We start from the raw sequence: 26,945 nt of genomic DNA, 5'->3' as shown, positions 1-26,945 counted from the left end.
CACGACCGACCTTCCCTGCTGCCGAACCGCTGAACCCGCCAGGAGCCACCGTCATGGCCTATCCGCTGCACCGCCCCGCCGACGCGGAGGGCGCCGTCCCCGCCTCGCCGAACCTGCCCGACCTCGAGCGCGACGTGCTCGCCTACTGGGACGAGGACGACACGTTCCGTGCGTCCGTCGAGGCTCGCCCGGCCGGGGAGAACGGCAGCAACGAGTTCGTCTTCTACGACGGCCCGCCGTTCGCCAACGGCCTGCCCCACTACGGCCACCTGCTGACCGGGTACGCCAAGGACGTCGTGCCGCGCTACCGCACGATGAAGGGGCAGCGCGTCGAGCGGCGCTTCGGCTGGGACACGCACGGCCTGCCCGCCGAGCTCGAGGCGATGAGCCAGCTCGGCATCAAGACCAAGGACGAGATCGTCGAGCTGGGCATCGACCGGTTCAACGAGGCCTGCCGCTCCAGCGTGCTCAAGTACACCGACGAGTGGCGCACGTACGTGACGCGCCAGGCGCGCTGGGTGGACTTCGAGAACGACTACAAGACCCTGAACCCGACGTTCATGGAGAGCGTCCTCTGGGCGTTCAAGTCGCTGTTCGACAAGGGCCTGATCTACGAGGGCTTCCGCGTGCTGCCCTACTGCTGGAACGACCAGACGCCGCTGAGCAACCACGAGCTGCGCATGGACGACGACGTGTACCAGCAGCGCCAGGACCCGGCCGTGACGGTCGGCTTCGCGGTGACGGACGTCCCGGCCGCGGCCGGCGACCTCGCCGTGGGTGACCACCTGCTCATCTGGACGACGACGCCCTGGACCCTGCCGTCCAACCTGCTCGTCATGGTCGGGCCGGACGTCGACTACGTCGTCGTCGAGTCGTCGTTCACGGGTGCTCCGGAGCGCTACGTGCTGGCCGAGGCCCGCCTGGACGCCTACGCCCGCGAGCTCACCGACGAGGGGGCCGAGGCGCCGACCGTCGTCGGCCGCCTGAAGGGCAGCGACCTCGTGGGCGCCGCCTACGAGCCGCCGTTCTCGTACTACGCGGGCCACGAGGGTGCGCACCGGGTGGTCGAGGCCGACTTCGTCACCACCACCGACGGCACCGGCCTCGTGCACAACGCCGGCGCGTTCGGTGAGGAGGACAAGCAGGTCAGCGACCGCGAGGGCGTCGCGCCCGTCATCCCGGTGGGGGCCGACGGCCGGTTCACCTTCCCGGTCGAGGAGTACGCGGGCCTGCAGGTCTTCGACGCGAACGCGTCGATCATCGACCACCTCAAGGCGCGCACGCGTGGTGCGGCCGACGACGAGGCCGGGCGGACGACGTCGGGCACCGTGCTGCTGCGCCGCGAGCAGTACGCCCACTCCTACCCGCACTGCTGGCGCTGCCGTCAGCCGCTGATCTACATGGGCGTGTCCTCGTGGTTCGTCGAGGTGACGAAGTTCAAGGACCGCATGGTCGAGCTCAACGAGCAGATCACCTGGGTGCCGGACCACATCAAGCAGGGGCAGTTCGGCAAGTGGCTCGAGAACGCACGCGACTGGTCGATCACGCGCAACCGCTTCTGGGGCTCGCCCGTGCCCGTGTGGAAGAGCGACGACCCGGCCTACCCGCGGATCGACGTCTACGGGTCGTTCGAGGAGCTCGAGCGCGACTTCGGGCGGCTCCCGCGTGACAAGGACGGCAACCCGGACCTGCACCGGCCGTTCGTCGACGAGCTGACCCGGCCCAACCCGGACGACCCGACCGGGCGGTCCACGATGCGCCGCGTCGAGGACGTCCTGGACGTCTGGTTCGACTCGGGCTCGATGCCGTACGCCCAGGTGCACTACCCGTTCGAGAACGCCGACTGGTTCGAGCACCACTACCCGGGCGACTTCATCGTCGAGTACATCGGGCAGACGCGCGGCTGGTTCTACACGCTGCACGTGCTGGCCACGGCTCTGCTGGATCGTCCGGCGTTCCGGACGGCGCTGTCGCACGGCATCGTGCTGGGCTCCGACGGCCGCAAGATGTCGAAGTCGCTGCGCAACTACCCGGACGTCAACGAGGTCTTCGACCGCGACGGGTCCGACGCCATGCGGTGGTTCCTCATGGCCTCGCCGATCCTGCGCGGCGGCAACCTCGTCGTCACCGAGGAGGGCATCCGCGACGCCGTCCGCCAGGTGCTGCTGCCGCTGTGGAGCACGTACTACTTCTTCACGCTCTACGCCAACGCCGCCTCGGACGGCGCGGGCTACACGGCGCAGCCGCTGACGGCGGAGCGCGCGGCCGGCCTGCCCGTGATGGACCGCTACCTGCTGGCCCGCACCCGCCGGCTGGTCACGGACGTGACCGAGCAGCTCGACGGCTACGACATCGCCGGTGCGTGCGAGTCGGTGCGCCAGTACCTCGACGCGCTGACCAACTGGTACGTGCGCACGCAGCGCGACCGCTTCTGGGCCGAGGACGCCGACGCGTTCGACACCCTGCACACCGCCCTGGAGACCCTCACCCGCGTGATGGCGCCGCTCGCGCCGCTGCTCACGGAGGAGGTCTGGCGCGGTCTGACCGGCGGGCGCTCGGTGCACCTCGCGGACTTCCCGACGGCGGAGGGCAGCGCCCTGCTCGCCGACGACGACCTCGTGGCCGCCGTCGACTCCGCGCGGGCCGTCGTGTCGCAGACCCTCGCGCTGCGCAAGGCGAACAAGCTGCGCGTGCGCCAGCCGCTGCGCTCGCTCGTCGTGGCCGTCGCCGACCCGGCGGGCGTCGCGCCGTTCACCGGCCTGCTGGAGTCCGAGCTCAACGTCAAGGAGGTGCGCCTCGTCGAGTTCTCGCCGGAGGTCGCCGCGTCCTACGGCGTGACGGAGCGGCTCGCGGTCAATGCCCGGGCCGCCGGGCCGCGTCTGGGCCGCGGCGTGCAGGCCGTGATCAAGGCGGCGAAGGCCGGCGACTGGTCGGTGTCCGGCACGGGCGCCGTCGTCGTCGCGACCGCTGACGGCGACGTCGAGCTGCAGGACGGCGAGTACGAGCTGACGACCGTGGTCGGCGGCTCGGCCGCTGACGCCGGGGAGGTCGCGGCCGCCGTCCTGGGCGGCGGCGGGTTCGTGGTGCTCGACCTCGCGCTGGACGACGCGCTGCGTGCCGAGGGTTACGCCCGCGACGTCGTCCGCGACGTCCAGGACGCGCGCAAGGCCGCGGGGCTCCAGGTCGCCGACCGCATCACGCTGGACCTGACCGTCCCGGCCGAGTGGGTCGCGGCCGTCGAGGAGCACCGGGAGCTCGTCTCGCGCGAGACGCTCGCGACGTCCCTCACGGTCACGGCGGGCGAGACCCGGACCGTGGCGGTCGCCAAGGCCTGACCGGGGCCGTGCTCTGCTCGGCTCTCACCCCCGACGTCTCTCGGCTCTGACTCGCTGCAAAGCCGAGAAACGTCGGGGTGAGAGCCGAGCGGAGGTGCGGACGACGTCCCTCACATGTCGAGACGGGCGTCCCAGTGCTCGAGGATGTCGACCATCGGGATGCCGTACACGTACGAGAAGCACTGGGTCGGCAGCGACGTGCTGCCGCAGCTGCGGCGGTCCGAGCCGCCGTCGATCATGCCGCGTGCGTACGCCTTGCCGTCGATGACCACGTACATCGGCCCGCCGCTGTCGCCCCCGCCGACGACGACCCCGCCGTCGTCCCGGCTCGCCCTGAACCCGTGGCAGGTCTCGTCGCCGCAGGTCCACGCGAGGTTGGTCGCGCGGATCGTCGCGCAGTGCTCGCCGGTGACCGCCCCCGAGCTGCAGATGTGCTGCCCGACGGCGGGGAGCTGCACCCCCGCGACCGGGTACCGGTAGCGAGGGTGGTCCCGGTCGGCGTCCCACGGGCCGCCGAACACGGACGGTGCGGTCTTCGGGCTGCCGACCGGGTCGATGAGCTGGGCGTCGAGCTGGGGCGCCCGGGCGGCGACGGTGCCGAGGCGCTGACCGGCGCCGTCGCGCACGACGTCGCCCACCCGAGCGTTGCAGTGCGCCGCGGTGACGAGACGGCGTGCGCCCTCGCCCGTGACGATCGCGAAGCCCGTCGTGCAGTAGTCGCTGCCGTCCGCCGTGGCGATCGCGCCGCCGCCGTGCCACGGCGCACGGTCGTCGCGGCGGTCGGCCGCCGTGGACTCGACGCCGGAGCCGACGTCCGGACCGGCACCGTCCGGGACAGGTGTGACGCGCACGGGGACCTGCGCCGCGCGCTCGAGATACCGCGTGAGGTCCTGGCGCGTGAGGTCCTGGTGCGGCGCGACGCCGGGGGAGCCGGCGACCTCGGCGACGAGCCCGGAGTGGTCCGGCGTCGGATACGCCGCGAGGACGACGTCCGGGCCGTGCTCCGCCCGCGCGCCGTCGAGCAGGCGGGTGCTCGCGGCGCGCAGCTCGGCCTCGCTGAACGCGGCACGCCGCACCGTGACGGTCACGCCGCGCGGCGCGGCCCCCTGGAGGCGGAGCGCCGCCGTGGGCGTCGGGCCCTTCCACGAGAGCGTCACGGTCGCGGTGGGGTAGTCGACGGCGACGCCGGCGTAGCCGGGCATGCGGGCAAGCTCTGTCGCCGTCCCGGCGACCTGGTCGACGGCGGACCGCACGGGGTCGGCGTCGGTCGCGGCGGCCGCCTCGACCACGGCGGGTGACGCGCTGCCCATGCCCACCTCGCTCGCGGGACCGGTGCCCCCTGTCGCCGCGGCGGGCACCGCGAGCGCCGCCCCCAGTGCCATCGCGCCGAGCGCGACCACGCGCCGGACCGTGCTGTTCCGCCTCATTGCTGTCGTCCCCCCGAGCGACACCGCGCAGCGCCGACCGACGCCGCCGTGTCATCGTTGGACACGGGGTGAAATGCTGCAACACACAGTCTGTGATGTGGAGTGGCAGGTCAGTGGGTTATGAAGAGACGCGACCCCGGGATCACCTCAGAACGGGCCTGTATGCCACGTCCGTCTCCACCTCGAGGACGTCGAGCGCGATCCCGACGAAGGACTGGGTGCCGAGTGCCAGCAGCCCGGTTCCGGTGGCGCGAGCAGCGTCACGGCCGTGGGCCATCGCAGATCGTGCATCCAGGACATGTCCGTGCAGGGACCCCGCGGTGGAGAACGAGAGGTACTCGTCGGCGCGGGCTGCGATCACGGTGTCGGCACCGCGAAGCTCGGCGAAGCACTCGGCGACGGACTTCGTGTCGGGAAAGCTCGCCACGACCGTCGTGAGGGGCCCGACGGACCGGCGGTACTCCGCGACGGCTGCGGCAACGCCCTCGGGGGAGATCGCGCCGTCGACCATCACGGGGATGTCGTCCCACGTGTGACGACTCATCCGACCCGGGACGTACACGCGGGAGAGGGCGTCGGCCAGTCGATCGGCATCCAGGGTCCAGCCAAGGGCCTTGGCCATCACTCGGGCGGCAGTCACGCCCGTCGTCGCGTTCAGGCGAGTGAACGGTGGCAGGTCCGTGGGCGCGGCACTCGACGACGGCGTCTCCACGGTGAGGAGCCGGCAGCCGAATCGCGCGGCGACCTCCTCGAGGACGGCGGTCACGACGGCGTCCTGCTCGACCGTGACGATGGTCCGGGTGGCCGGGCCGACGACACCGAGCAGGTCACGTGCCACGTCCTCCAGGGTCGGTCCGAGCAGGTCACCGTGCTCGTAGAACACGGAGGTCACGGCGACCACGCGCGGATCGAACAGGCTCACCTCGTCCGACCGCCCGCCGAGGCCTTCCTCGAGCACCAGGACCTCGGCACCCTGCCAGGCTGTCCAGGCCGCACCGGCGATCGTGAAGGCCCCGGTGGGAGACAGGTATCCCCCGGCAGGAGAGCCGACCGCGCCTCGTGCGTCGGCGAGTGCCGCGGCGAGGCGTTCATAGCCCTCAGGCGAGATCGCTTGGCCGTCGATGCGGACACGCTCGCGATTGGTCCGCAGTCCCGGCGACGAGACGAGCCCGACCCGGGCCGCCCGACCGGCCGGTGCCGTGGCAGCGGACAGAGCGGCTGCCGCGTGGATCGCTGCCGTGCCCTTTCCCTTGGACCCGACCACGGTGAGAACCGGGGGTGTGTCTTCCCATGTGCCGAGCGCAGCGCCCACCGCACGCGCCCGGTCGAGAGAGCGCCGCGTTCCGGGACGTCTGTCACGCCACTCCGCGAAGAAGGACTCGTCGCCGGGAAGGTGCTGGGCGGTCACCCGCCTACCTTCTCACCTCTCACGTCGGTGTCGTGGCCCGCCATCTCCTCGACCCACCGCTTGTCGACCCTGGCGCCGCGACGGGGCTGCGGGATCCGCAGACGCGCCAGTGCGAACACCGACATGAGCGCGGTGCCGAGCCCGAGGGTGGGCCAGTGCGGGTCGGGCAGCGCCGCGCCTGCCAGCACCAGGCTCGCCAGGGGGACTACCAGCGAGTTGAGGTTGCGGATGAGGACCGGCCGCAGACGGCGCCGGACCGTCACGACGGTCGCGACCGGGGCACCCAGGTCCCGGCGAAGTTGTGCCGACATCCGGACGACGACGTGCGGAGACATGCCCTCGGGGAGGTGGGGCCACAGGCGGTTGACACGCTGCACCCGCTTGATCGACTCGGGCGGAGCACCGGATTCCGGAGGATCGTGGTCCGCGACAGCGAGTGCGGCCACCTCGCGACCGCCCCAGCGCACGAGGACCTGCTGACCGGGCTCGAGCCCGATGCGGTCGAAGACGGCCGGGTGCAGGCTGACGACAGCCGCGCCGTCGTCGCCCGCGTGCGCCTGCATGATCCGAGCAGCGAACTCGGGTGCACGGAAGAGCGCGCGCCACAAGCGCTCGGCCATCGTGTCGGCTGCGGCACCGGTCCGTCCGACCCAGCTCTCCCGACGCCGCCGCCGTGTGACGGCGGCCGGAGCCGCCACCAACGCCACGTCGCCGTCCGTCGTACCGTCCGACGCGATGAGGAGCCGGAGCTGGTAGCCCAGGCGGATCTGGCCCGGCGGCACGTGGCTGCGGGGGACCGCGCGGACCCACGCGGTGACTCCGTCGTGCACGAGGAGGTAGATGCCGGACGCCAGGTCGTCGGGGCTGACGTGCACCTCGTCGGCCGCCGGGAGGTCACGGGCGAGGGCAGCCCGCGTTCGTAACGGCACGATCTGCGGAACGTGCAGGGAGACCGCAGAGGCATCGCCCAACTTCTCCCGCAGGCGGCGACCTACCCCGATCTCGGCGGGGGAGATTTCACGCGATTCCTCGGGGATCCCTGGGGCAGCGGCGCTCCAGGCCCATGCGACCTCCGACCGCTCACCTGTCGTGACAGCGACGGGGACCGGCCCGCGGAGCCCTCTGATCGTGTCGGGGTGGACGACGGCCAGTGGCAGGCCCGAGGCGATCGCCACCGGGACGGTCGCGAGGGTGAGTGACGATCGAGTGGTTGTCATGCCCGCGATCGCATCGATCAAGGCATTCAGCAGACGGGAGAGATCCTCGGGCGCACCCGACGGCGGCCTGAACCGGGCGGAGATCTCCACCTGGACGGCCGGCACGTCGCGGGCCTGGGCGAACGAGGTCACCGTGGTAGGGCGCATGGCGGCGAAGAGGGCGTTGGTCGTGACGCGGAGCTCGGACCGTCGCAGCGTCGCGACGAACTCGGCCGGGACGGAGCCGTCGCCGGTGCCGAGATCGATGTCGGACTCCGGTCGGCTCCGCATACCGTGCAGGTCGAGGACCGCGGCAGGGCGTAGCTCGGCGAGGCGCCGCTTGAGGGGATGGTCGTCGTCGTGGTTGGCGTCGCCGGACGTCCTGGCGGCGACGAGGGCTGTGCACCCTGTCAGCTCCGCGATCAGAAGTGCCAGGCCACCGGTCCCGCGGTCTGCCACCTTGGCGGAGCCGTCTCGGACATGATTCGTGGCATGCGTCGCGGTCACGACGATGTGCGCTCGCGACGTGCCCGGCAGCTCGAGCAGACCGGGTGTCGCCTCGACCACATCCCGCGGCAGACGCTTGAGCGGGACCGGACTCTCCCCGTCGTACCCGTTCCGGCTGAAAACCCGCTCGAAAACCTGCCAGCGGACCGCGAGCTCGCCGCCCGTGGGCGAGGCCAGCTCCTCCTCCGACACCTGCTGCGCCCCCACACGAGATCGGCAACGTTGATGGCGGAACCCTATCCTCGTCCCGTGGACGCAGCCTTCGAAGCAGTGCGTCGCGAACTCGCGACCCGAGCCCCCGAATTCGACATCGACCCCACCATGGCGCGCGTGCAGCGGGTCCTGGAGCTCCTGGGCGACCCTCACCGTGCCTATCGGGCCGTCCACGTCACCGGGACCAACGGCAAGTCCTCGACGGCGCGCATAGTCGAGCGCCTGGTGCGGGAGCACGGTCTGCGCACGGGCCTGTTCACGTCGCCCCACATGACCAGCTTCGCGGAGCGCATCGCCGTCGACGGCGAGCCCCTCACCGAAGAACGCTTCGTCGAGGTCTTCGAGGACGTCGCCCCCTACATCGGCGTCGCCGACCGCGAGTCGCAGGAGGCCGGCGGCCCGCGCCTGAGCTTCTTCGAGGTGCTCACCGTCATGGCGTTCGCCGCGTTCGCGGACGCGCCCGTCGACGTCGCGATCGTCGAGGTCGGCATGGGCGGTACGTGGGACTCCACGAACGTCGTCGACGCGGAGGTCTCGGTGATCACGCCCGTCGCCCTCGACCACGAGCGCTGGCTCGGCTCGACCGTCGAGGAGATCGCCACCGAGAAGGCGGGCATCATCAAGGACGGCGCCACCACCGTCCTCGCCGAGCAGTCCGACGCCGCGCTCGAGCCGATCCTGGCGCGGGCCGAGGCGGTCGGGGCGCACCTCGTGCGCGAGGGCATCGACCTCGAGGTCGTCGACCGGCGGGTCGCCGTCGGCGGTCAGCTCGTCGACCTGCGGACACCCGCGGGCGTCTACACCGAGATCTTCGTGCCGCTGCACGGCGCCCACCAGGCGCACAACGCGCTGCTGGCGCTCGCGGCGACCGAGGCGCTGATCAGCGGCGGCCGCGCGCTCGGCGCGCAGATCGTCGAGGCAGGGTTCGCCGGCGTGGAGGTGCCCGGCCGCCTCGAGCTGGTGCGCACCAGCCCGACGGTCCTCGTCGACGTGGCGCACAACCCCGCGGGCGCGGAGGCGCTGGTCGGCGCCCTGGAGGAGTCGTTCAGCCTGCGCCACGTGGTCGCCGTCGTCGCCGTCATGGCGGACAAGGACGCCGAAGGGCTGCTCAGCGTGCTGGAGCCTGCGGTGGCCGAGATCGTCGTCACGCGGAACTCCTCGAGCCGGTCGGCCGAGCCGGAAGACCTGGCGGAGGTCGCGCGCGAGGTCTTCGGCGAGGAGCGCGTGCACGTCACGGACCGCCTCGACGAGGCGCTCCAGGTGGCCGCCGACCTCGCGGAGTCGGGCGACGACCAGGGCGTCGGCGTGGGCACCGGCGTGCTCGTCACGGGCTCCGTGGTGACGGTGGCGGACGCCCGGATCCTCATGCGCCGCCCCTGACCTGTACGCCCGGCGTGTCCGTGGTGTTACATGAAGCCATGGGACGCGTTCGCCGGCCCGGCGCCGTCGCCGGGTCGCGCAGCCCACGAGGAGGTCGCCGTGAAGAAGCTGCTGAACGATCCCGCTGACGCGGTCGCCGACTCCCTGGCCGGCTTCGCGCTCGCGCACGCCGACCTGGTGCAGGTCAGCTCGTCGCCCGTGTTCGTCAGCCGCGCAGGCGGAGCCGTGACCGGCAAGGTCGGGCTCGTCAGCGGCGGCGGCTCCGGCCACGAGCCCCTGCACGCGGGGTTCGTCGGCGCGGGCATGCTCGACGCCGCCGTGCCGGGCGCCGTGTTCACGTCGCCGACGCCGGACCAGATCCTGCCCGCCGTCCAGGCGGCGGACGGCGGCGCGGGCGTGCTCGCGATCGTCAAGAACTACACGGGCGACGTGCTCAACTTCGAGACGGCGGTCGAGCTCGCCGAGGCGGAGGGCGTCGAGGTCGCGACCGTGCTCGTGAACGACGACGTCGCGGTCGAGGACTCGCTCTACACCGCGGGTCGCCGTGGCGTGGCCGGCACGCTCGCCGTGGAGAAGATCGCCGGCGCGGCGGCCGACCGGGGCGCCGACCTGGGCACGGTGACCGCCGTCGCCCAGCGCGTCGTGGCGAACGTGCGCTCCATGGGTGTCGCCCTGGCCGCGCCCGTCGTGCCGCACGTCGGCCGGCCCAGCTTCGACCTGGGCGACGACGAGATCGAGGTCGGCATCGGCATCCACGGCGAGCCGGGCCGCCGCCGCGTCCCCGCGGCGAGCGCCGACGAGGTCACCGAGATGCTCCTCGCGCCGGTGGCGGACGACCTGGGCCTGACCGGCGGCGACCGAGTGTTGCTGTTCGTCAACGGAATGGGGGGCACTCCGCTGTCCGAGCTCTACGTGGTCTATGGTCGAGCGCGGCGCCTGCTCGAGGAGCGGGGCGTGACGGTCTCCCGGTCGCTGGTGGGCAACTACGTGACGTCCCTCGAGATGCAGGGAGCGTCGGTCACGGTGCTCCGGCTGGACGACGAGCTGGAAGCCCTCTGGGACGCGCCGGTGACCACTGCGGCACTTCGGTGGTGAGACAGGAAAGGCTGGCGGACATGGCGTTGGACGCGGACTGGGCGGAACGTTGGGTCCGCCGCACGGCTCAGGCCGTGGCGGACGCGAAGGACGAGCTCACCGAGCTCGACCGGCAGATCGGCGACGGCGACCACGGCGAGAACCTGCACCGCGGCTTCCAGGCCGTGGTGGCACGGCTCGACGACACGGCGGCGCAGCCCGCCGCGGACGAGGAGCGGACGGTCGGTGACGTGCTCAAGCTCGTCGCGACCACCCTGATGTCGACGGTGGGCGGTGCGTCGGGGCCCCTGTACGGGACCGCGTACCTCCGGGCCGCGAAGGTGTCGGGGCGCTCGCAGATCGACCCGCCCGCCGTGGTGGCGGTGCTGGAGGCCGCCCTCGAGGGCGTCGCCTCGCGGGGCAAGGCGACGGTGGGGGAGAAGACGATGGTGGACGCGTGGCAGGCGGCCGTCGACGCGGCGGAGGCCGCCGCGGACGACGGCGGTTCCGAGGTGGACGTGCTGCGGGCGGCGGCAGAGGCGGCGGACACGGCGTCGACGGGCACGATCCCGCTCGTCGCGACCAAGGGGCGCGCCTCCTACCTGGGTGAGCGCAGCGCGGGTCACGAGGACCCGGGCGCGCGCTCCACCGCGCTCGTGCTCGGCGCCGCGATGGCGGCGGCCGTGTCCGGCCCGACCGGCCCGGAGTCCGACCCCGCCGACCCCCGCAGCGCCGCATGACGGCGCGGGTGGCCCTCCTGCTCGTCTCCCACTCCGCCGACCTGGCCCGCGGCGCCGCGGAGCTGGCCGGCCAGATGGCGCCCGACGTGCTGGTCCGTGGCGTGGGCGGCGGGCCCGACGGCGGGCTGGGCACGTCGCTCGACGCCGTCCAGAAGGAGCTGGGCGACATCCTGGAGCGCCTCGGCGAGGGCGGGCCGGCGGACCTGCCGGCCGACGCCGAGGGCGGCGGCGTCGTGGTGCTCGGCGACCTGGGGTCGTCGGTGCTCACGGTCGAGGCCGTGCTGGAGCTGGACGACTCCCTCGCCGAGCGGGTGGTCCTGGCGCGTGCCCCGTTCGTCGAGGGTGCCGTGGCCGCGGCGGTGACCGCGCACGGCGGTGCCGACCTGGCGGCGGTGCTCGAGTCGGCGAACGCGTCGGTGGCGATGTACCAGCCCGCGGAGGGCGCGACCGCGGCGGCGGGGGCCCCGGCCGAGGACGGCGCGACGTCACGCACCGTGACCGTGCGCAACCCGCTCGGCCTGCACGCGCGCCCGGCCGCACTGGTGTCGCGCAAGGTCGCCGAGCTGGGCGCCGCGGTGACGATCGACGGCGTCGACGCCTCGAGCGTGCTGCAGCTCATGGCGCTCGGCGCGACGCAGGGCCGCGAGCTGCGCGTCGAGGCGACGGGGGAGCGGGCGGCCGAGGCCGTCGAGACGGTGGTCGAGATGATCGACGGAGGCTTCGGCGAGGTGTGACGCCCGTCTCAACTTTTTGCAGTTGATGCATTTTTGCGCGGGGTGCAAGAATTGACGCATGGCACCCACCACCCCGCGTGAGACGGACGCGCCGGCGCTCGGCCTGCGCGAGCTCGCGGACGCCCTCGAGGGCACCCCGGCCGAGCGTGGGCTGCGCGAGCGCAAGAAGCGGTCGCGCCGCCTCGCCCTGATCGACGCCGCTCAGGAGCTCGTCGCCGAGCACGGCCTCGACGCCGTGACCGTCGAGATGATCAGCGCTCAGGCCGGTGTCTCGCCGCGCACGTTCTTCAACTACTTCGAGTCCAAGGACGATGCCGTGCTCGGCGCGGAGGACGCGGGCCTGCCCGACGACGTGGTGGGTACGTTCGTCGACGGCGGCCCCACCGGCCGGCTGCTCTCCGACGTGCAGGTGCTGGTCGCCGCCCTTCTCGCCACCGCCGACGAGGGCCACGACCGGGTCCGACGCGCCGTCGACCTCGTGCAGCAGGAGCCGCGCCTCCTGCAGCGGCACATGGCCTGGCTGGATCGGCACCAGAAGCGGCTCGGCGAGATCTTCGAGGCCCGCCGCGCCGCGCACCCGTTCTCGACCGACACCGAGCTGCTCAACCTGCTCGTCCTGATGCTGCTGCGCACCTCGCTCGCTGCCTGGGAGCGTGCGGGCTGCACCGGCCGCGCGGCCGACCACCTGCCCTCGGCCGTCTCCCAGCTCCTCGACCTCGCCGCCGGCGACGTCGCTCCCTGAGCTCCCCCCGACCCTTCCCCGGAAAGGCACCCCACCCATGAGTCACGCCGTCTCCACGGCGCCGGACAAGCCGCTGGTCGTCCTCAACCAGCGCACGATCTGGCTGATCTTCGGGGCCCTCATGGCCTCGATGTTCCTGTCCTCCCTCGACCAGACCATCGTCGGCACCGCGATGCCCACGATCGTCGGCGAGCTGCACGGCGTCGAGCACCAGGGCTGGGTCATCACCGCGTACATCCTCGCGATCGCGATCGCGATGCCGCTGTACGGCAAGTTCGGTGACCTCTACGGCCGGCGCTGGCCGTTCCTCGTGGCCGTCGGCCTGTTCGTGGTCGCCTCGCTCGGCGGCGGCATGGCGCAGTCCTTCGAGGCGCTCGTGGCCTGGCGCGCCGTGCAGGGTCTGGGCGGCGGCGGCCTGATGATCCTGTCGCAGGCGATCATCGCCGACATCATCCCCGCGTCCGACCGCGGCAAGTACATGGGCCCGATGGGCGCCCTGTTCGGCATCTCCGCCGTCGCGGGCCCGCTGCTCGGCGGCTGGCTGACCGACGGCCCCGGCTGGCGCTGGACGTTCTGGATCAACGTGCCGATCGGCATCGCGGCCTGGGTCATCGCCTACGTCGCGCTCAAGCTGCCCTCGCACCGTTCGAACCGGCCCACCGACTGGGGCGGCATCCTCACCATGGCGTTCGGCACCACCGGCATCGTGCTGCTCACGAGCTGGGAGTCGCTCGGCAACGACGGCTACGACTGGTCGGACCCCACCCTCATGACCCTGCTCCTCGGCACGGTCGTCGCCGTCGGCCTCTTCGTGCTGATCGAGAACCGGGTGGCCGAGCCGCTGATCCCGCTGCGGCTGTTCAAGAACCCCACGTTCACCATCACCACGCTGATCGGGCTCGTGCTCGGCATGGGCATGTTCTCCGCCATGTCGATGCTGCCGACGTTCCTGCAGATGTCGGCCGGCGCGGGCGTCACCGAGTCGGGCCTGCTGATGCTGCCGATGATGGCGGGCGTCATGCTCACCTCGATCCTCTCCGGCTTCGCGATCGCGAAGACCGGCCGGTACAAGATGTACCCGGTCGCGGGCCTGGTCATCACGATCCTCGGCATGGTCTGGCTGACCCGGCTCGAGGGCGGCATGTCCCTGTGGCTGTTCGGCGCCATGATCTTCGTGCTCGGTGCCGGCATGGGCCTCATCATGCAGACCATCGTGCTCGCCGTGCAGAACGCGGTGGACCCGCACGAGCTGGGCACCGCGACGTCGTCCAACAACTTCTTCCGCGAGATCGGCGCGGCCGTCGGTACGGCGGCCTTCACCACGGTGTTCACCTCGCGGCTCGGCGACAACCTCGAGGGCGTGTTCAGCGGCTTCCCGCAGGGCGCCGTGCCCGAGGGCGGCGGGTCGGGCCTGACCCCGCAGATCGTCGAGCAGCTGCCCGAGCCGCTGCGCACCGGCGTGGTCGACGCGTTCGCCGACGCCCTGGCGCCCGCGTTCTGGTACCTCGTGCCGCTCGTGGTCGTCGGCCTGGTGCTGGCGCTGTTCCTCAAGGAGGTCAAGCTCTCGAACGAGGCGGGGATGGTCGCCCGCGGCGAGGCCGTCGTGGAGGGCGCTGCGGCGCCGACGGCCGGAGCCGCGCCGGCCGACGACGAGGCCGGGGCCTGCGCCGAGCACGGGCCCGCGGCCGGGGACCGGACGGATATCCTGGACCGGTGAGCAAGGACCGACCCGCCCCCGGCGACCGCATCAAGCCCAAGAAGTCCGCGCTGGTGCAGTTCACGTCCACCACGCTGATGCTCGAGGTGTTCCTCGTGCTGTTCGCCACGCTGGCGGTGTGGGGGCTGCGCGACTCGGAGTTCGGGCGCGGTCCGCTGCGGCTCGAGTCCGGTCCCGTGATCTGGACGCTGGGCGGCGTGCTCGCCGTCGTGCTGCTCGTGCTCTCCCGTGCGCAGGGTTCGCAGGCCGGCCGCGCCGCCGGGACGGTCGCCCAGGTCCCCGTGCTGGCGATGGGCCTCCTGGTGCCGATGATGTTCCTGGTCGGCGGCGTCTTCGTCGTCCTGTGGTTCTACGCGCTGCGCCTGGGTGCGCGCGTCGACCGTGAACGCGCGGAGTACGACGCGGCCCACCCGGAGACGGCGCCCAACACGCCCTGACCGCCCGCCCGACCCCTGCTGACGCCCAGGCCACCGCCGGTGACCTGGGCGTCAGGCGTGTCAGGGAGCCGATACGCTACGTCCCATGACCGACGTCGCAGAGAAGACCCTGCCCGCGGAGGCCTCGGCACAGCCCGTGGCCGAGCGCACCCTCGTCCTCGTCAAGCCGGACGGCGTCCGCCGCGGCCTGTCCGGAGAGGTGCTGCGCCGCATCGAGACCAAGGGCTACACCCTGCGCGCCGTGGAGCTGAAGCACGCCACCGAGGAGCTGCTGGCAGCCCACTACGCCGAGCACCAGGGCAAGCCGTTCTACGGTCCGCTGGTCGAGTTCATGATGTCCGGACCGGTCCTGGCCGTCGTGGCCGAGGGCGAGGGCGTCATCCCGGGCTTCCGCTCGCTCGCGGGCGCGACGAACCCGACGGAGGCCGCGCCGGGCACGATCCGCGGCGACCTCGGGCGCGACTGGGGCACGGCCGTCCAGCAGAACCTGGTGCACGGCTCCGACTCCGCGGAGTCGGCGGCCCGTGAGATCTCCCTCTGGTTCCCCACCCTCCCCTGACCCCCGCCCGCCGAGGTAGTCACGTGGCGAGGTAGTCAGTTGGCGAGGTAGTCATCCAGCGCGGACCGGATGACTACCTCGCTGCACGACTACCTCGCCACGTGACTACCTCGCCAGATGACTACCTCGGCGTGGATCGGACGTCGGTCCGAGGAATCGACCGTTCTCACCGTTAGGCTCGAGCCCGTGCACCTGAAGACGCTCACGCTCCGAGGATTCAAGTCCTTCGCGTCGGCGACCACCCTCGAGCTGGAGCCGGGCATCACCTGCGTGGTGGGGCCCAACGGTTCCGGCAAGTCGAACGTGGTCGACGCCCTGGCCTGGGTCATGGGCGAGCAGGGTGCCAAGTCGCTGCGCGGCGGCAAGATGGACGACGTCATCTTCGCGGGCACCTCCGGCCGCGCCCCGCTCGGACGCGCCGAGGTGTCGCTGACGATCGACAACACCGACGGCGCGCTGCCGATCGACTACACCGAGGTGACGATCTCGCGCACGCTGTTCCGCAGCGGCGGGTCCGAGTACGCCATCAACGGCAACGCCTGCCGCCTGCTCGACATCCAGGAGCTGCTCAGCGACTCCGGCATCGGGCGCGAGATGCACGTCGTGGTCGGCCAGGGCCAGCTCGACGCCGTCCTGCGCGCCACGCCGGAGGAGCGCCGCGGTTTCATCGAGGAGGCCGCAGGCGTCCTCAAGCACCGCAAGCGCAAGGAGAAGGCGCTGCGCAAGCTCGACGCGATGCAGGGCAACCTGGCGCGCCTGGGCGACCTCACCGCGGAGCTGCGCCGCCAGCTCGGACCGCTCGGCAGGCAGGCCGAGGCGGCGCGCAAGGCGCAGACCGTGCAGCGCGACCTGCGTGACGCGAAGTCGCGTCTGCTCGCGGACGACCTCGCGCAGCTCACGGCCCAGCTCGAGCAGGAGCGCGCCGACGAGCGCTCGCTGCGGCAGCGCCAGGCGGAGACCGAGGCCGCGCTGTCCGAGGCCCGTGCCACGCTGGCCCGGCTCGAGGCCGAGACGTCGGCGGAGTCGCAGCAGGTGAGCCAGGCGGGCGACACCGTCTTCGCCCTCTCCCAGACGCGCGAGCGGCTGCGCAGCCTCCAGTCGCTGGCGGCCGAGCGCGCCCGGCTGCTCGGCACGGCCGAGCCAGCGCACCAGGGGCAGGACCCGGACGACCTCGAGGCGCAGGCGGCCAGGGCCCGCGCCAGCGAGGAGGAGCTGCTCACCGAGGTCGAGATGGCTCGCGAGGTCGTCGAGTCCGCCGTCGACGCGCGTGCCGAGGCCGAGGCGGCGGCGCAGGCCGCCGAGCGGTCGCACGCCGCGCTGCTGCGCGCCGCCGCGGACCGGCGTGAGGGCCTGGCGCGCCTGGCCGGTCAGGTGGCCGCGCGGCGCAGCCGCGTCGAGGCGGCCCAGTCGGAGCTGGACCGCCTCCGCGACGCGCTGCTCGAGGCCGAGCAGCGTGTCGAGGAGACGTCGCGCGAGCTCGGCGCCCTCGAGGCCGAGGTCGGCGGCGGCGAGGAGGGCACGGAGTCGCTCGAGGTCGCGCACGAGGCGGCCTCGGAGGTGCTCGAGCTCGCCAAGGCGGAGGTGCGGCACCTCCAGGAGCAAGTGACGACGGCGCAGCGCGACCGCAGCGCCGCGGAGGCGAAGGTCGAGGCGCTCGAGCTGAGCCTCGACCGCAAGGACGGCGCGGGCACGCTGCTCGCCGCCGACCAGGCAGGCGTGCTGGGCTCGGTGGCCGCACTGCTCGGCATCGAGCCCGGGTTCGAGGACGCCGTGGCCGCCGCGCTCGGCCCGGTGGCCGACGCCGTGGCCGTCGCGGGGATCGACGAGGCCGTCGACGCGCTGCGCCTGCTGCGCGACCAGGACGCCGGCCGCGCCAGCCTCGTGGTGGGCGGCGACGGCCCGGGGGCGGGGGCCGACCGTCCTGCGGTCGACCTCCCCGCCGGTGCCCGGTGGGCCACCGACGTGGTCCGCGCGGCGGGCCCGGCGTCGGGCGCGCTGCTGACGATCCTGCGTGACGTCGTCGTGGTGGACGACCTCGCGCGTGCCCGGGCGCTCGTGCGCGACCAGCCGGTCGTCGCCGTCACGCGCGCGGGCGACCTGCTCGGTGCCACCCGCGCGTGGGGCGGCTCGGCGGCGGCGCCGAGCGTGCTGCACCTGCAGTCGGCGCTCGACGAGGCGAAGGCGGCGCGGGACGAGGCCGTCGCGCCGCCAGGTGTGCTGCTCGTGCCCGGCTTCGACGAGACCGTGCTCGGCTACCAGGACCGCGACCTGATCGCGGACGCGGACACGATGCGGCTCGTCGTGCCGTTCACGAACGGCATCTTCCGGCCTGCCGTGCTGCTGGACGGGCGGCTGGTCGGCACGTGGCGCCGCGCGCCGAGGAAGGGCGAGCCCGCGTACGAGCTGGTGCCGTCGGCGCCGGACGAGGTCCGCACGGCGGTCGACGACGCGATTGCCGCCTGGCCGCACGACTGACCTCCTGCGGGCGCCGGGCACGCGCGTCAAGATGGACCATGCTGCTCGCAGAGGTCGCCGCCACGTCCGACGCCGTCGCCGCCACACGCTCGCGCCTCGCCAAGCGCGCCGCGATCGCCGACCTCCTGCGCCGTACGGCCACGGGCACCGCGCCTGGGCATGACCGGGCCGACGACCTCGAGATCGTCGTCGCCTACCTCGCCGGGTCGCTCCGCCAGCGCCGCACCGGTCTGGGGTACGCCGCGCTGCGCGACCTGCCCCCGCCCGCCGACGAGCCCGGCCTCACGGTGCGCGAGGTCGACGCGGCGTTCGCCGCGATGGCCGCGTTCGAGGGACCGGGGTCGGCACAGGCACGGTCGACGGCGACCGGCGAGCTGTTCGGCTCCGCGACCGAGCGCGAGCAGGCGCTGCTGCGCGGCCTCGTCTCCGGCGAGCTGCGGCAGGGCGCGCTCGACTCCGTCATGGTCGACGCCGTCGCGGAGGCAGCGGAGGTGCCCGCCGACGCCGTCCGCCGCGCGGTCATGATGCGCGGCGCGACCGGCCCGGTCGCAAGCGCCGTCCTGCTCGCCGACGACCCGATCGCCGCGCTGGCGTCGTTCACGCTCGAGGTCGGACGGCCGGTGCGGCCGATGCTCGCGCAGTCCGCCCCGGACATCGCGGCGGCGTTCGAGAAGCTCGCTCCCGACGGCGACGCCGGGCTGTGCGTCGACGTCAAGCTCGACGGCATCCGCATCCAGGTGCACCGCGACGGTGACGACGTGCTCGTGGTGACCCGCTCGCTGGACGACATCACGGCCCGCGTGCCCGAGATCGTCGAGGTGGTGCGTGCGCTGCCCACGCGACGGCTGGTGCTCGACGGCGAGGCGCTGGCGGTCGACGAGGACGGCGTGCCGCGGCCGTTCCAGGAGACGGCGGCCCGTTCGGCGACGCGCGAGTCCGGCCGGGGACGGGGCGCACCGGCGGAGGCGGAGCTGGCCGAACAGCTACGGCTGACGCCGTTCTTCTTCGACGTGCTGCACGCCGACGGGCGCGACCTCGTCGACGACCCGCTGCGCGACCGCCTCGCCGTCCTCGACGAGGTCGCGGCGCCGCACACGGTGCGCCGCCTGGTCACGGCGGACGCCGACGCGGCCGCGGAGTTCTTCGCCGGCGCGCTGCGCGAGGGTCAGGAGGGCGTGGTGGTCAAGACCCTCGACGCCCCCTACGCGGCCGGACGCCGGGGCGCCGGCTGGGTCAAGGTCAAGCCGCGCCAGACGCTCGACCTCGTGGTGCTCGCCGTCGAGCGCGGCTCGGGGCGGCGGGAGGGCTGGCTGTCGAACATCCACCTCGGCGCGCGCAACCCGCAGGGCGGCTTCACGATGCTCGGCAAGACGTTCAAGGGCATGACCGACGAGACGCTCGCGTGGCAGACGCGCCGGTTCCGCGAGCTCGAGGTCGAGGACGACGGCTGGGTCGTCACCGTCCGCCCCGAGCAGGTCGTCGAGATCGCCTTCGACGGGCTGCAGCGCTCGACCCGCTACCCGGGCGGGCTCGCGCTGCGGTTCGCGCGCGTGCTGCGCTACCGCGACGACAAGAGCGCCGCCGAGGCCGACACCATCGACACGGTGCGGCTGCTCGCGGGGTTCTGAGCGAGGTCCGCCCCACACCGCGCGAGTCGTTCGCGGGAGACTCGGCAACGGGCGGGTCGGTCCGCGAGCCCAGGACGCGCACCTAGAGCCCGGCCGCCTCCCGCAGCCGCCGGGCGTACGGGTGCTGCGGGTCCTCCAGCACCGTCGACGCCGGCCCGTGCTCGACCACCCGGCCGTGCTGCAGCACCGCGAGGTCGTCGCTCATGTGCAGCGCGACGCCGAGGTCGTGCGTGATCAGCAGGTACGCGAGGTTGCGCTCGCGCTGGAGCCGGTCCAGGAGGTCGAGCACCTGGGCCTGGACCGAGACGTCGAGGGCCGAGACCGGCTCGTCGAGGATCAGCACGCGGGGGTCCGCCGCGAGCGCCCGCGCGATCGAGACCCGCTGCCGCTGCCCGCCGGACAGGTGCAGCGGACGGCGCGCCGCGACGTCGGCATCGAGGCCGACCGTGCCCAGCAGGGCCGTGATCTCGGCGCGGACAGGTCCGGGGCGCAGCGACCGGCCGCGGGTGACGGCGTCGGCGAGGACGGTGCCGACGGTCCAGCGGGGGTCGAACGAGCTGAGCGCGTCCTGGAACACGGCGCCGACCAGGGGCCTGCGGGCGCGGCGCGCGCTCTCCGGGCCGGGGCTCCAGGGCTCGCCGAGCAGGGTGACCTCGCCGGCGTCGGGCTGCTCGAGGCCGAGCAGGAGGCGCGCGGTGGTCGACTTGCCGGAGCCCGACTCGCCCACCAGCCCGAGGGTGCGGCCTGCCCGGAGGGTGAGCGAGACGTCGTCGGCGGCCACGATGTCCCGCCCGGCGACGTGGAACACCCGCCGCACCCCGCTGACGGACATCAGGACGTCCGAGCCGTCGAGCGGAGGAGTTGTCGGCTCATGAGCTCCGGTGCGCCGACTGTTCCTCCGTCCGCCGGAGTCGGCGTCCGCAGCCGCAGCGTCCAGGAGCGGGACCCCGCGGGGGCGGCCCGCCGGGACCGCGGCGACCAGCGCCTTCGTGTACGGGTGGCGCGGGTGGCCGAGGACCTCGGCGGGCGTGCCCTCCTCGACCAGCGCCCCGTCGGTCATGACGAGCACCCGGTCGGCGACGCCGCGCACCACCGCGAGGTCGTGGCTGATGAGCAGCACACCGGTGCCCTCGTCGCGCAGCTGCCCCAGCAGCCGCAGCACACCCGCCTGGACGGGCTGGTCGAGGGCCGTGGTGGGCTCGTCGGCGATGACGAGCGCGGGGTCGGCGGCGATGCCCGCCGCGATGAGCGCGCGCTGCCGCTGCCCGCCGGAGAGCTGGCCGGGGCGTTGCCGGGCGCGCAGCTCGGGGTCGTCGAGGCCGACGCGGCGCAGCAGCTCGAGCGTGCGCTCGCGCCGGGCTGCGGCGTCGAGGTCGGTGTGCAGGGCGAGGGTGTCGGCGATCTCGCGGCCGACGGGCCGCAGGGGGTCGAGCGAGACGAGCGCGTCCTGCGCGATGAACCCCACGGTGCCGCCGCGCAGCCGGCGCAGGCGCCGCCCGGACAGGCCGAGCACCGCCTCCCCCGCGACGGTCAGCGCGGCGGCCGTCACCCGGGCGCCGTCGCCCGCGAGGCCGAGGACGCTGCGTGCGGTGACGCTCTTGCCCGAGCCGGACTCGCCGACGATCGCCACGCACTCGCCCGCCGCCACCTCGAAGCTCACGCCGTCGACGACCCGGCGCCCGCCGAAGCTGACCGCCAGGTCGTCGACGCGAAGCACTGCCCCGCTCATGCCGCGCTCCTGTTCCGCTTCTGGATCCCCCGGCCCAGCACCGTGGCCGCCGCGGCGCTCGCCACGATGGCCAGCCCGGGGAAGAACGTCATCCACCAGAAGTTCGCGATGTAGGTGCGGCCCGCGGCCAGCATCGCGCCCCACTCGGCGGCGGGCGGCACGGCGCCCAGGCCGAGGTAGCTCAGGGACGACACCCAGATGACCGCCTGCCCGAGCCCGAGGGTGGCCAGCACGAACAGCGCGGCCGTGACGTTCGGCAGCACGTGCCGGGTCACGATCCAGAACCGGCCGCGCCCGAGCACGCGCGCGGCCTCGACGAACTCGGCGGACGCCGTCCGGCGCACCTGGGAGCGGATGATCCGGGCGTAGCCGGGCGCGGTCGCGAGCCCGACGGCGACCGTCGAGCTCACCACGCCCGGCCCGGTGACCACGATGAACAGCAGCGCGAGCAGCAGGCCGGGGAACGCGAACAGCACCTCGACGAACCGGGTGGTGCCGAAGTCGAGCCACCGCGGCCCCAGTCCGGCGACGAGCCCGAGCACCGTGGCCAGGCCGATGCCGATCGCGGTGGCGAGCACGCCGATCCGCAGCGACTCGGCGGCGCCGTGCACCACGCGCGTGTAGATGTCGCGCCCGGACTCGTCGGTGCCGAACAGGTGCGCGAGCGAGGGCGGCTGGAACGCCTCGGTGCGCGAGACCGCGAGCGGGTCGCCGGGCGCGAGCAGCCCGGGCCAGAACGCCGCGACGAGCAGCAGCACGAGCACCACGCCCGCGAGCGCCTCCGCCACGGTCGGGCGGAACCCGCGCGCGCTCACCGCGGCACCGTCCGGGTGCGCGGGTCGACGAGGCGGTCGGCGACGTCGGTGAGCAGCGTCATCAGCGTGTAGGCGAGCGCGACGACGAGCACGATGCCGGTCACGAGCGTGACGTCGCGCAGCTGCACGGCGGACAGCAGGCTGCGCCCGAGCCCCTGCCGCGCGAAGACCGCCTCGACGACGACGGCGCCGCTGATCAGCGAGCCGAAGGCCCACCCGGACAGCCCCACGGCGGGGATGGCCGCGTGCCGCAGCGTGTGCCGCCAGAAGATGCGCACCTCGCTCTCGCCGCGGGCCCGCGCCGTCGTGACGAACGGCGACTCCATGGCGCTCAGCAGCGACTCCCGCATCACCTGCCCGAGAAACCCGGCGAGCGGGACCGCGAGGGTCAGCGCGGGCAGGACCACGCCGAGCGGGCCCGGCACGCTGACCGGCGGCAGCACGCCGAGCGTCGTCGAGAAGAACAGGATGAGCACCGTCGCGAGCCAGAAGTGCGGCACGGCCGCTGCCACCAGCTCGAGGCCCGAGCCGACGGCCCAGGCGACGCGCCCGCCGCGCACGCTCCACGCCGCGAGCGCGCACGCCAGTGCCCAGGCCAGCACGAGCGCGGACACCGCGAGCGTCAGCGTGGCGCCGAGCTGCTCCCCGATCGCCGAGGCGACCGGCTCGCGCAGCGAGTACGACTGCCCCAGGTCGCCGGCGAGCAGGCGCCCGAGGTAGGCGAGGTACTGCACGACGAGCGGCCGGTCGAGGCCGTACTCGCGGCGCACCTGCTCGAGCGCCTCGGGCCCGGCCTGCGACCCGGGCCCGCCGAGGATCGCCTCGGCGGGGTCGCCGGGGATCAGCCGCAGCGCGAAGAACGTGACCGTCGCCGCCGCCCACAGCACGAACACCACGCCGCCCGCGCGCAGCAGCAGCCAGCGCCGGGCACCCGGCACCGGCCGTCTGCGGGCCCCTGTGGTGGGGACGGGGAGGGTCAAGACGCCAGCCAGGCCTCGGCGAACGTCGGCGTGGACACGGTGGGCATGGCCCGCAGCCCGCGCACGGACGACGAGTGCAGGAAGTGGTTCTGCTGGTCGTACAGCGGCAGGATGTGGTAGCCCTCGAGGATGATCCGCTGCGCCTGCTCGTAGAGGCTGGCGCGCTCGTCGTCCCGGCTGGTCGAGGCCGCGCGGGCGAGCAGGTCGTCGAGCTCCGGGTCGTCCACCTGGGCCAGGTTCGCGAAGTAGCCGCTGGGCGCCGGCTCGATGCTCGCCGAGTGGTACAGGATCCGCAGCACGTCCGGCCCGACCTTGGTGTACGGGGCGCTCACGAGGTCGTAGTCGTTCTGCGCGAGCGTCTCGTACCAGCTCGACAGGTCCAGCGGGTGCAGCCGCACCTCGAAGCCCGCCGTGCGCGCGTCGGCCTGGATCTGCTCGAACAGCGACTGCTCGGCCGGGATGGACTGGTTGGTGCTCACCGGGAAGTCGAGGGTGAGGCGCTCGCCGTCCTTGGTGCGGTAGCCCTCGGCGTCGCGCTCGGTCCAGCCCGCCTCGTCGAGCAGCCGCGCCGCGGCGTCGGTGTCGACGCTGAACAGGTCGGGCTCGCTCAGGCCGAGCGGCTCGACGGACGACAGCGGCGAGTACGAGCGCTCCGCGGTGCCGAAGAACAGGCTCTCGATGCCCGCCTCGACGTCGACGGAGCGGATGAACGCCTCGCGGACGCGCTCGTCGTCGAAGGGGGCCTTGCCCGCGTTGAGCTCGATGCGGTTGGCCGCGCCGGGGCGCGGGGCGTCGAGCTCCTCGAGCGCGGGGTCCTCCTCGGCGGAGACGATGGTGTCGGGCTGGGCGTTGTCGATGACCTGCACCTCGCCGGACTGCAGCGCCGCGTACCGGCTCGCGGAGTCGGGGATGAACCGCCACACGATGGTGTCGAGGTACGGCAGCGCACCGCCGTCGGGCACCTCGACGTCTCCGGGCGGGGAGACGTAGTCCTCGTTGCGCACGAGCGTCACCGACTCCTGCCGGTCCCACTCGTCGACGACGAACGGCCCGGTGCCCACCGGCGCGGCGCAGTTCTCCTCCTGGCTGCGCTCCAGGGCCTTCGGCGACTCCATGGCCACCCACACCTGCGACAGCGACTCCAGCAGGGCGCTGTCGGGCTCGCTCAGCTCGAGGCGCACGAGGTGGTCCTCGACGGCCACGACGTCCTGCACCTTGGCGAGCGCCAGGTACCCGGTCGACGACGCCGTGGCCGGGTCCTGCACGTGCGCGATGTTGGCGGCGACGGCCTCGGCGTCGAACGGCGTGCCGTCGGTGAAGGTGACGTCGTCGCGCAGGCGCAGCTCCCAGGCCATGCCGTCGTCGCTCTCGCTCCACTCGGTGGCCAGCCACGGCACGACCTCGCCGTCGTCGGAGAGCGAGACGAGGGACTCGAGGTACTGGGTGGCGACGAGCGCCTGCGGGTAGTTGCCGCCGACGTGCGGGTCGAGGCACGACGGCTCGGCGTCGCCGGAGGCGTAGGTCAGGGTGCCGCCGGCGACGGGTTCACCCGACTCCTGGTCGGGCGAGGTGCCACCGGAGGTGCAGGCGGCGAGGAACAGCGCGGCGGCCGCGACGACGACGGCGGCGGCACGCGGGCGGGTGGACCGGCGCAGGGGCATGGCTTGGTGCACATCCTGTCTGGAGGTTGTCCGACGACTGCGTTCATGCTCCCAAACCCCACCCCGCAGCGACCCTATTCCGCCCGCACGAGGCCTGTGGGACGCACCACAGCGACGCCGGTGGAAACTTCCGCGCCGCCCGGCTCGTTCTCACCTCCTACGCAGGCGTTTTCCTCCCGGCGGGCAGCACGGCCCGCATATACTCGCCGGGTTCGGACGCCCTATCGCAAGGAGCACCGATGACCGAGCCGACGCCGCTTCAACCACCGGCACCTGCCGAGCCGCTCGTGCTCACGGCGCCCGACCCCGTGCAGCCCGTCGCCGGCACGCAGGCGCCCGCCATGGCGCCCAAGGTGGACCCCGCCGTCGCGCCGGCCCTCGACCGCAAGGTGTCCACCTACCTCGATGGCCTGCTGTCCACGGACACGAAGAGCCCCGAGTTCGCCCGCCGCGCCGACGACGTGCGCACCATGGGCGACCAGGACATCCGTCAGGCCGCCGACGCGAGCAACCGCCTCCTGGCCACGCCCGTCCGCGCGCTCAAGGAGGGCGGGCTGTCGGACGGCTCGACAGTGGGCCGGACGCTGCTGGAGCTGCGCCGCACGGTCGAGGACCTCGACCCGTCCGAGGCGAGCGTGGGCCGCAAGATCCTGGGCATCATCCCGTTCGGCGACAAGCTGCAGGACTACTTCCGCCGGTACGAGTCCGCCCAGGGCCAGCTGAACGCCATCATCCAGGCGCTCTACAACGGGCAGGACGAGCTGCGCAAGGACAACGCCGCGCTCAACCTGGAGAAGCAGAGCCTCTGGGACACGATGACGCGGCTCAACCAGTACATCTACGTGGCCGAGCGGCTCGACGCCCAGCTCTCCGCGAAGATCGCCGAGCTCCGGGCCGCCGACCCGGACCGCGCCACGGCGCTGTCGGAGGACGTGCTGTTCTACGTGCGCCAGAAGCACCAGGACCTGCTCACGCAGCTCGCCGTCTCGATCCAGGGCTACCTCGCGATCGACATCATCATCAAGAACAACATCGAGCTCACCAAGGGCGTCGACCGCGCGACGACGACGACGGTCTCCGCGCTGCGCACCGCCGTCATCGTGGCGCAGGCGCTGGCGAACCAGAAGCTGGTCCTGGACCAGATCGGCGCGCTCAACAGCACGACGTCGGCCATGATCGCCTCGACCTCGAAGATGCTCGCCGACCAGTCCGCGACCATCCAGGAGCAGGCCGCGAGCTCGACCGTCGGGATCGAGCAGCTCCAGTCGGCGTTCGCGAACATCTACGCGACGATGGACTCGATCAGCGACTTCAAGACCCGGGCGCTCGACTCGATGGCGCAGACCGTCGGCGTGCTGCAGACCGAGACCGCCAAGGCCGCCGAGTACGTCGAGCGGGCGCGGCGCACGGACACCGACGGCGTGGCGAGCGGCTCCCTCGACCTCGACGCCCGGTGACGGCGTACGGGCAGGACGCGAGGCAGGCGACGAGGCGGGGTACGAGGTGACTGGCATGAGCTGGTGGCGGCGGCTGCTCGGCGGCGGCCGCCCCGAGCCCGCGCAGCTGCCTGCCGTGCCCGCGCCGCCCACCACGGAGCAGATCGTCACGTCCGTCGACGCCGTCGTGGCTCGCGCCACCGGCCGTGCACCCGCCGCCGTGACGGCCCGGGTGCAGCGTGTGGCCGAGACGGTGCACGAGATGGCGCCACGCCTGGACCGGCTCGGCGCCGGCTCGCAGCAGGCGCACACCGTGGTGGCCACGGCCACCAGCTACCTGCCCGAGGCCGTCGACGCCTACCTGCGCCTGCCCCGGGACTTCGCCGACCGGCGCGTCGTGGACCGCGGCAAGACGTCGCTCATGATCCTGTGCGACCAGCTCGACCTGCTCGGCGCGACGCTCGACAAGATCTCCGACGCCGTCTCGCGCGCCGACGCCGTGGCCCTCGTGGCCCACGGCCGGTTCCTCGAGGAGAAGTTCGGCACCTCGTCGGGGCTCACGCTGCCCGGCCAGCGATCGGGACAGGGGTCGGGACAGGGCACGGCCCCGGGGCCCGCTCCGCTGGAGGCACCGTGAGCGGCGGCACGCGGAGCGGAGGCGCCGCGCTCACCGACGCGCTCGACGCCCTCGCGGCCACCGGCAGCGCCGCGGGCCTCGCCGCCGCGGCGGCTCGCGGCGAGGGCGAGCGGCT

At 73.4% G+C, this 26,945-nt stretch carries 20 protein-coding genes; 13 read left to right on the top strand and 7 right to left on the bottom strand.

Annotation, left to right across the window (positions count from 1 at the left end; all coding sequences use genetic code 11):
* Positions 1-53: 53 nt before the first annotated feature.
* Positions 54-3,335, top strand: coding sequence for an isoleucine--tRNA ligase (gene ileS / locus HLB15_RS04995; protein ID WP_171104202.1), 3,282 nt, complete (start codon positions 54-56; stop codon positions 3,333-3,335).
* A 110-nt stretch (positions 3,336-3,445) separates the two neighbouring features.
* Here the strand turns inward: ileS and HLB15_RS04990 are convergent, their stop codons facing one another.
* The 3 genes from HLB15_RS04990 to HLB15_RS04980 all read right to left on the bottom strand — a co-directional run bounded on the left by HLB15_RS04990 (position 3,446) and on the right by HLB15_RS04980 (position 8,080).
* Positions 3,446-4,762: a hypothetical protein gene (locus HLB15_RS04990; RefSeq protein ID WP_171104201.1), complete on the bottom strand. Its 1,317-nt coding sequence runs from the start codon at positions 4,760-4,762 to the stop codon at positions 3,446-3,448.
* Between the two features lie 142 nt (positions 4,763-4,904).
* The gene (locus tag HLB15_RS04985) at positions 4,905-6,170 is read right to left on the bottom strand and encodes a folylpolyglutamate synthase family protein (protein WP_171104200.1); all 1,266 of its coding nucleotides are present in this window, start codon (positions 6,168-6,170) and stop codon (positions 4,905-4,907) included.
* Entirely contained in the window at positions 6,167-8,080 is a 1,914-nt protein-coding gene (locus HLB15_RS04980) for an N-formylglutamate amidohydrolase (RefSeq protein WP_171104199.1), read from the bottom strand. The genes HLB15_RS04985 and HLB15_RS04980 overlap by 4 nt, the downstream gene beginning before the upstream one ends.
* Positions 8,081-8,098: 18 nt before the next feature.
* Between HLB15_RS04980 and HLB15_RS04975 the strand changes: the two genes are divergently transcribed.
* The 10 genes from HLB15_RS04975 to HLB15_RS04930 all read left to right on the top strand — a co-directional run bounded on the left by HLB15_RS04975 (position 8,099) and on the right by HLB15_RS04930 (position 19,572).
* Complete coding sequence (locus HLB15_RS04975) at positions 8,099-9,466, top strand: bifunctional folylpolyglutamate synthase/dihydrofolate synthase (RefSeq protein WP_171104198.1); 1,368 nt, start codon at positions 8,099-8,101, stop codon at positions 9,464-9,466.
* 99 nt (positions 9,467-9,565) lie between these two features.
* Positions 9,566-10,561, top strand: a complete 996-nt coding sequence (dhaK, locus tag HLB15_RS04970; protein WP_171104197.1) for a dihydroxyacetone kinase subunit DhaK — start codon at positions 9,566-9,568, stop codon at positions 10,559-10,561.
* Between the two features lie 20 nt (positions 10,562-10,581).
* Entirely contained in the window at positions 10,582-11,280 is a 699-nt protein-coding gene (dhaL, locus tag HLB15_RS04965; protein ID WP_171104196.1) for a dihydroxyacetone kinase subunit DhaL, read from the top strand.
* The gene (locus HLB15_RS04960) at positions 11,277-12,014 is read left to right on the top strand and encodes an HPr family phosphocarrier protein (protein ID WP_171104195.1); all 738 of its coding nucleotides are present in this window, start codon (positions 11,277-11,279) and stop codon (positions 12,012-12,014) included. The genes dhaL and HLB15_RS04960 overlap by 4 nt, the downstream gene beginning before the upstream one ends.
* 58 nt (positions 12,015-12,072) lie before the next feature.
* The gene (locus HLB15_RS04955; RefSeq protein WP_171104194.1) at positions 12,073-12,756 is read left to right on the top strand and encodes a TetR/AcrR family transcriptional regulator; all 684 of its coding nucleotides are present in this window, start codon (positions 12,073-12,075) and stop codon (positions 12,754-12,756) included.
* A gap of 37 nt (positions 12,757-12,793) precedes the next feature.
* Positions 12,794-14,473: an MDR family MFS transporter gene (locus HLB15_RS04950; protein WP_229785229.1), complete on the top strand. Its 1,680-nt coding sequence runs from the start codon at positions 12,794-12,796 to the stop codon at positions 14,471-14,473.
* The gene (locus HLB15_RS04945; protein WP_171104193.1) at positions 14,470-14,910 is read left to right on the top strand and encodes a DUF4233 domain-containing protein; all 441 of its coding nucleotides are present in this window, start codon (positions 14,470-14,472) and stop codon (positions 14,908-14,910) included. Before HLB15_RS04950 ends, HLB15_RS04945 begins: the two co-directional genes overlap by 4 nt.
* An 85-nt stretch (positions 14,911-14,995) precedes the next feature.
* Positions 14,996-15,469 (top strand): nucleoside-diphosphate kinase, encoded by a 474-nt coding sequence (ndk, locus tag HLB15_RS04940; protein ID WP_171104192.1) that lies wholly within the window; start codon positions 14,996-14,998, stop codon positions 15,467-15,469.
* A gap of 186 nt (positions 15,470-15,655) precedes the next feature.
* Complete coding sequence (locus HLB15_RS04935; protein ID WP_311979556.1) at positions 15,656-17,944, top strand: DNA glycosylase AlkZ-like family protein; 2,289 nt, start codon at positions 15,656-15,658, stop codon at positions 17,942-17,944.
* 38 nt (positions 17,945-17,982) lie between these two features.
* A complete protein-coding gene (locus HLB15_RS04930; protein WP_171104191.1) occupies positions 17,983-19,572 on the top strand; it encodes an ATP-dependent DNA ligase in 1,590 nt (529 codons plus the stop codon).
* Between the two features lie 82 nt (positions 19,573-19,654).
* On the opposite strand, the gene HLB15_RS04925 is transcribed toward HLB15_RS04930, so the two are convergent.
* Genes HLB15_RS04925 through HLB15_RS04910 form a run of 4 tightly spaced genes read right to left on the bottom strand, consistent with a single transcriptional unit; the run spans position 19,655 to position 24,757 of the window.
* Positions 19,655-21,301: a dipeptide ABC transporter ATP-binding protein gene (locus HLB15_RS04925; RefSeq protein WP_171104190.1), complete on the bottom strand. Its 1,647-nt coding sequence runs from the start codon at positions 21,299-21,301 to the stop codon at positions 19,655-19,657.
* Positions 21,298-22,116: an ABC transporter permease gene (locus HLB15_RS04920; RefSeq protein ID WP_171104189.1), complete on the bottom strand. Its 819-nt coding sequence runs from the start codon at positions 22,114-22,116 to the stop codon at positions 21,298-21,300. The genes HLB15_RS04925 and HLB15_RS04920 overlap by 4 nt, the downstream gene beginning before the upstream one ends.
* On the bottom strand, positions 22,113-23,096 hold the full coding sequence (locus HLB15_RS04915) for an ABC transporter permease (protein WP_212759523.1): 984 nt from the start codon (positions 23,094-23,096) through the stop codon (positions 22,113-22,115). Before HLB15_RS04915 ends, HLB15_RS04920 begins: the two co-directional genes overlap by 4 nt.
* Positions 23,093-24,757 (bottom strand): ABC transporter substrate-binding protein, encoded by a 1,665-nt coding sequence (locus tag HLB15_RS04910; protein ID WP_171104188.1) that lies wholly within the window; start codon positions 24,755-24,757, stop codon positions 23,093-23,095. The genes HLB15_RS04915 and HLB15_RS04910 overlap by 4 nt, the downstream gene beginning before the upstream one ends.
* Before the next feature lie 239 nt (positions 24,758-24,996).
* Here HLB15_RS04910 and HLB15_RS04905 point away from each other — a divergent pair, with 239 nt between their 5' ends.
* Together HLB15_RS04905 and HLB15_RS04900 are read left to right on the top strand one after the other, a co-directional pair.
* Positions 24,997-26,214, top strand: a complete 1,218-nt coding sequence (locus HLB15_RS04905) for a toxic anion resistance protein (RefSeq protein WP_171104187.1) — start codon at positions 24,997-24,999, stop codon at positions 26,212-26,214.
* A gap of 55 nt (positions 26,215-26,269) precedes the next feature.
* Complete coding sequence (locus HLB15_RS04900) at positions 26,270-26,830, top strand: hypothetical protein (protein ID WP_171104186.1); 561 nt, start codon at positions 26,270-26,272, stop codon at positions 26,828-26,830.
* Positions 26,831-26,945 lie beyond the last annotated feature (115 nt).

The organism is Promicromonospora citrea, from assembly GCF_013004695.1.
Taxonomy (GTDB): domain Bacteria; phylum Actinomycetota; class Actinomycetes; order Actinomycetales; family Cellulomonadaceae; genus Promicromonospora; species Promicromonospora citrea.
The sequence above is the reverse complement of the archived record's forward strand: the minus strand, read 5'-3'. Positions and strand labels throughout refer to the sequence as shown.

Excerpts from the sequence above, each read along its gene's own strand:
- dhaL (WP_171104196.1), top strand. The coding sequence starts at position 10,582 with ATGGCGTTGGACGCGGACTGGGCGGAACGTTGGGTCCGCCGCACGGCT.
- HLB15_RS04960 (WP_171104195.1), top strand. The coding sequence starts at position 11,277 with ATGACGGCGCGGGTGGCCCTCCTGCTCGTCTCCCACTCCGCCGACCTG.
- ileS (WP_171104202.1), top strand. The coding sequence starts at position 54 with ATGGCCTATCCGCTGCACCGCCCCGCCGACGCGGAGGGCGCCGTCCCC.
- ndk (WP_171104192.1), top strand. The coding sequence starts at position 14,996 with ATGACCGACGTCGCAGAGAAGACCCTGCCCGCGGAGGCCTCGGCACAG.
- HLB15_RS04910 (WP_171104188.1), bottom strand. The coding sequence starts at position 24,757 with ATGCCCCTGCGCCGGTCCACCCGCCCGCGTGCCGCCGCCGTCGTCGTC.
- HLB15_RS04990 (WP_171104201.1), bottom strand. The coding sequence starts at position 4,762 with ATGAGGCGGAACAGCACGGTCCGGCGCGTGGTCGCGCTCGGCGCGATG.
- HLB15_RS04950 (WP_229785229.1), top strand. The coding sequence starts at position 12,794 with ATGAGTCACGCCGTCTCCACGGCGCCGGACAAGCCGCTGGTCGTCCTC.
- HLB15_RS04900 (WP_171104186.1), top strand. The coding sequence starts at position 26,270 with ATGAGCTGGTGGCGGCGGCTGCTCGGCGGCGGCCGCCCCGAGCCCGCG.
- HLB15_RS04975 (WP_171104198.1), top strand. The coding sequence starts at position 8,099 with ATGGCGGAACCCTATCCTCGTCCCGTGGACGCAGCCTTCGAAGCAGTG.
- HLB15_RS04905 (WP_171104187.1), top strand. The coding sequence starts at position 24,997 with ATGACCGAGCCGACGCCGCTTCAACCACCGGCACCTGCCGAGCCGCTC.
- HLB15_RS04930 (WP_171104191.1), top strand. The coding sequence starts at position 17,983 with ATGCTGCTCGCAGAGGTCGCCGCCACGTCCGACGCCGTCGCCGCCACA.
- HLB15_RS04925 (WP_171104190.1), bottom strand. The coding sequence starts at position 21,301 with ATGAGCGGGGCAGTGCTTCGCGTCGACGACCTGGCGGTCAGCTTCGGC.
- HLB15_RS04955 (WP_171104194.1), top strand. The coding sequence starts at position 12,073 with ATGGCACCCACCACCCCGCGTGAGACGGACGCGCCGGCGCTCGGCCTG.